Origin of the sequence: Candidatus Symbiopectobacterium sp. (assembly GCF_020054415.1) — a bacterium.
In the GTDB taxonomy this organism is placed as follows: Bacteria; Pseudomonadota; Gammaproteobacteria; order Enterobacterales; family Enterobacteriaceae; genus Symbiopectobacterium.
Genome location: NZ_JAHWCO010000026.1, coordinates 1 through 3,850 on the forward strand (window position 1 = coordinate 1; position 3,850 = coordinate 3,850).

Sequence of the window (3,850 nt, forward strand, 5' to 3'; positions counted from 1 at the left end):
ATCTAGCCATACGGTTAGAGAACCGCGCTGCTTGAGGGCCTTGTTATAAGAGGGCCAGTTGGTGATTTTAAAATTTTGTTTTGCCATGGAGACCTGATTTTGAAACAACTGTGGTGATCTGCTCCGATGATTACCCAAAAGTTTTATTTATTCAACAAAGCCCCACCGGATACAAAGGTAAAATTGTATTGGCGGTGTTGCCTTCAATGGCGGTGGAATGGTTGCAGCAGGTGCTTGCACAGCACCATCGTGCACATCCTGATATCAAGGTTGAGCTGTTGGATACGCAGTGTGATCGCTGCCTGAAAGCTATTCTGGACGGACGCGCGGATCTGGCATTAACCGCAGGTCAGCCTTCTCCGGGCACGTTCAGTTCCCGGATGTTGTTTGCCGATGAGTTTTTCCTGATTTGTCACCGCAATCACCCCCTGGCACAGCGCCAGAGCGTTGACGTTGCCGAAGTGGCGCAGCACGCCTTTGTGGGCTTTTCTCAAGGGACCAGTATCCCTTCAGTACACCGATCAAATGATGGCACCGCACAGCTTTAACTACGTGCTTGAAGTGCGCCAACTGACCACCATGATGGGGCTAGTCGCAGCCAACTATGGGGTGAGCATTGTGACCGGTCTGACGCTGTTTCAGTTCCAGCACAAGGATATCGCGATTGTGCCGTTTCGCGATCTGTCGCTACAGCGCGGCATCTATCTGGTGACTGACAAAGAACGACAGCTGTCGCAATGTGCCAAAGAGTTCTATGAATTTCTGCTGGAAAAAGCGGAGAGTTTCACCCCTCTCTCAGCACCCTGACTCATTGTTCAAAAATGGTCCACAGGCAACTGGCTGGAAGAGAAACGCATCAGGGTTTTTTCTCCGGCCAGTCATCTTCTTTATCCCACTCGGCGTTGTTGTCTCTATGCGGAGGCAGCGCCGGTTTATTCTTGAGAAAGCGTTTATGGTCTAGGCGGCTCAGTTCTTTCATGCCGTTAATCACCATACCAACCAGAATAATCAGAATCACCCACCAGTAATCAGCCAGCCAGGACATGTTCAATCCTCATCGATCTTCACGATAAAGCGGGAAAAATATCAGGCAGATGCAGGCGTAGCCAGGTATCTCCCGCGATATCTTCATGTTGCCAGGCTTCCAAAATAACCTCGGGTGTCAACTGTTGCGCCGCCGGTCTGGACAAGGGCTGGTAGCTGATGTGCCAGAGTTCCACAGCAACGCCGCCGCGATCATGGGCAAAAGGTCGGTAAAAATCGAATTGCGCCATATGCGCAGTAAGCCAGTCGTTCAGTTCAGCGAAATAGCCGCACGCCTCATATTCCCAAGGCTCCAGTTGCAGACGAGCTCCTTGAGGCAGGCGTGACGGATCGTAGATATCAAGCTCGGTGCCCCAGTGATGGCGGCTGGCGCCCGGCAGGGCAGACCAGCGCAATATCGCGGCACAGCGTTCCGCCACGGAAAGCGTTGCTGCCACCAGCTGCTGGCTGTTTTTATCCAGCAACGGGCGCTCGCCGTTGAATTTTTGATTCCAGATGTGGCGCTGGCGGGCAAAGTCACGAAAGGTGCTGGCGGGCTGTAACTGAAAACCATCACGTGCAGCCGCCTGCTTTAAACCCGTGAAGGCAGTGAGGGCGGCCGGTTGCAGGCTGTGCGCCTCACCGAGAGGGACAAGGTGCTCACGGGTTTTCCACGTGAGCATGGCGTGCGTCATCATGCGATGAGCTGCTCCATAATGCGTTGATAAATAAGGCTTAGTAATTGCAGGTCCGCGGCGCTGACGCATTCATCCACTTTATGAATGGTGGCGTTTACCGGGCCAAGTTCTACCACCTGTGCGCCCATCTGCGCGATAAATCGCCCATCCGACGTACCGCCATTGGTCAGCAACTCCGGAGTGATTTCGCTGTAATGCTCAACGGCGGTCACTACGGCATCAACCAGATCGCATGGAGGTGTTAAGAATGGTTGGCCGGAGAGATTCCAGTTTAGCGTGTAGTTAAGCTGATGGCGATCCAGCAGAGCGGCTACGCGCGCTTTAATCACGTCGTCCGTCAACTCGGTGCTGAAGCGGAAATTAAACTGCACAAACAGCTCGCCGGGGATCACGTTATTGCTGCCAGTGCCCGCATTGATATTGGCAATTTGAATGCTGGTGGGAGGAAAAAAGGCATTACCCTGATCCCATTCGGTGCCCACCAATTCATTCAGTGCTTCCATGGCGCGATGTACCGGGTTGTCGGCCAGATGCGGATAGGCCACGTGGCCTTGTACCCCGTGTACCGTCAGATTGGCTGTAATAGAGCCACGACGCCCGTTTTTCACCACGTCGCCCAGTTTGGTGGTGCTGGAGGGTTCGCCCACCAGGCAGTAATCCACGCGTTCATTACGTGCCATTAACGCCTCAACCACTTTCACCGTGCCGTTCACCGCACTGGCTTCTTCATCTGAGGTGATCAAAAACGCCAGGCGGCCCTGATGATGGGGATTAGCCTGTACAAACCGCTCAGCGGCCACCACCATGGCTGCAATTGACCCTTTCATGTCTGCTGCGCCGCGCCCATACAAAAAGCCATCGTGCAGGGTAGGTTCAAACGGTGGATGCTGCCAGCGGCTGGCATCACCGCTCGGAACCACATCGGTATGTCCGGCAAACGCCAGCGTTTTGCCTTCACCACGCCATGCCCAGACATTCTCGGTATCGCCGAAATCCATTTTTTCAATGGTAAAGCACACCGCTTTCAGACGTTCAATCAGCAGTGCCTGACACCCTTCATCGCGCGGGCTGAGCGACGGGCGTTTAATCAGTTGTTGTGCAAGTTCTAAAACGGGGCAGGACATCTCACTCTTTCTCCGCGGTAAAGGCGTGGTAACTTTCGGCATTAAAGCCTAACAGGGCGCGCTCCCCGCTCACCAGCAGCGGGCGTTTGATCAAGGCTGGATGGGCCAACAGCAGCGCAATGGCGCTTTCGGCATAGATGACGGCGGCGCGCTCTGCGTCACTTAATTGTCGCCAGGTGGTCCCTCGCGTATTGAGCAACGGCTGCCAATCACCGACAAGGCGGATAAAGGCGGTTAGCTGCGTATGATCCAAACCATCGACACGGTAATCATGAAACTGATAGGCAATCTGATGCGTTTCCAGCCAGCGTCGTGCTTTTTTTATGGTATCGCAGTTTTTGATACCGTACATCATCAGCGTCATGGTGATAACAGTCCTTTCTCATCGGGAGGCCATTAAGGCGGCAGGTGAATGTGTCAGCATGCCGAAAAATGGCAGGGAGATCCAACGATGCAATCTGCTCAGAATGGGATCTTGTTCGCTTTTTATTCGACAGGAAAACGTTTCGCTGGTTAAAAAGTGAGCGTATACTAGCCGCAGTTAATTACTAGGCGGACATGATGATAGAAGTAGAAGTGTGTCACTGGAAAAACTTCATTGAAGAAATGCTACGTAAAAAATAATTATCGGTTACCTAGTTTTTCCCATTGATAGATTTGAGTACAGAACCAGGAACAACATTCCATCCAATGCAAAGGCAGTCAGAACGCTCTGACTGCTTTTTTTCATGGATAAAATGAGGAAATATTGAGTGTTTTACTCAGGAGATTGTGATTTAAAACAATAAGTAAATAATTTATGAATATATATTAATTAGTTATTTTATAATGTGTATTAGTCGCGACTAGATCTGACACTGTACCTTGAAAGGTTGAGAGTTACCGGTTTTGATATGGGTGTCTGATCCTTAAACAAAACGCGAGGTAACTCTCATGCTTCATACTAACAATCCCATTATCAAACACAAAGCCGGCCTGCTCAATCTCGCCGAAGAACTCGGTAAC

At 51.4% G+C, this 3,850-nt stretch carries 8 protein-coding genes; 3 read left to right on the top strand and 5 right to left on the bottom strand.

Annotation, left to right across the window (positions count from 1 at the left end; genetic code table 11):
- Positions 1–87, bottom strand: an 87-nt coding sequence (locus tag QZ506_RS00805) for a hypothetical protein (RefSeq protein ID WP_291968386.1), incomplete at its 3' end; no start/stop codon positions are given.
- A 23-nt stretch (positions 88–110) separates the two neighbouring features.
- Between QZ506_RS00805 and QZ506_RS00810 the strand changes: the two genes are divergently transcribed.
- On the top strand, positions 111–548 hold the full coding sequence (locus QZ506_RS00810; protein WP_291968375.1) for a LysR substrate-binding domain-containing protein: 438 nt from the start codon (positions 111–113) through the stop codon (positions 546–548).
- Positions 478–807: a LysR family transcriptional regulator substrate-binding protein gene (locus tag QZ506_RS00815; RefSeq protein WP_291968376.1), complete on the top strand. Its 330-nt coding sequence runs from the start codon at positions 478–480 to the stop codon at positions 805–807. Before QZ506_RS00810 ends, QZ506_RS00815 begins: the two co-directional genes overlap by 71 nt.
- Before the next feature lie 49 nt (positions 808–856).
- Here the strand turns inward: QZ506_RS00815 and QZ506_RS00820 are convergent, their stop codons facing one another.
- Genes QZ506_RS00820 through QZ506_RS00835 form a run of 4 tightly spaced genes read right to left on the bottom strand, consistent with a single transcriptional unit; the run spans position 857 to position 3,209 of the window.
- A complete protein-coding gene (locus QZ506_RS00820) occupies positions 857–1,045 on the bottom strand; it encodes a YpfN family protein (RefSeq protein ID WP_291968378.1) in 189 nt (62 codons plus the stop codon).
- Between the two features lie 19 nt (positions 1,046–1,064).
- Entirely contained in the window at positions 1,065–1,721 is a 657-nt protein-coding gene (locus QZ506_RS00825) for a M15 family metallopeptidase (protein ID WP_291968379.1), read from the bottom strand.
- Positions 1,718–2,845, bottom strand: a complete 1,128-nt coding sequence (dapE, locus tag QZ506_RS00830; protein ID WP_291968382.1) for a succinyl-diaminopimelate desuccinylase — start codon at positions 2,843–2,845, stop codon at positions 1,718–1,720. Before dapE ends, QZ506_RS00825 begins: the two co-directional genes overlap by 4 nt.
- Position 2,846: 1 nt before the next feature.
- Complete coding sequence (locus QZ506_RS00835) at positions 2,847–3,209, bottom strand: ArsC family reductase (protein ID WP_291968384.1); 363 nt, start codon at positions 3,207–3,209, stop codon at positions 2,847–2,849.
- Between the two features lie 197 nt (positions 3,210–3,406).
- On the opposite strand from QZ506_RS00835, the gene ypfM reads away from it, so the two are divergent.
- Positions 3,407–3,469 (top strand): protein YpfM, encoded by a 63-nt coding sequence (ypfM, locus tag QZ506_RS21400; protein ID WP_367272949.1) that lies wholly within the window; start codon positions 3,407–3,409, stop codon positions 3,467–3,469.
- Positions 3,470–3,850 lie beyond the last annotated feature (381 nt).

Bases quoted from the DNA above. Each gene is read 5' to 3' on its own strand.
- QZ506_RS00820 (WP_291968378.1), bottom strand. From the start codon at position 1,045: ATGTCCTGGCTGGCTGATTACTGGTGGGTGATTCTGATTATTCTGGTT.
- QZ506_RS00835 (WP_291968384.1), bottom strand. From the start codon at position 3,209: ATGACGCTGATGATGTACGGTATCAAAAACTGCGATACCATAAAAAAA.
- dapE (WP_291968382.1), bottom strand. From the start codon at position 2,845: ATGTCCTGCCCCGTTTTAGAACTTGCACAACAACTGATTAAACGCCCG.
- QZ506_RS00825 (WP_291968379.1), bottom strand. From the start codon at position 1,721: ATGATGACGCACGCCATGCTCACGTGGAAAACCCGTGAGCACCTTGTC.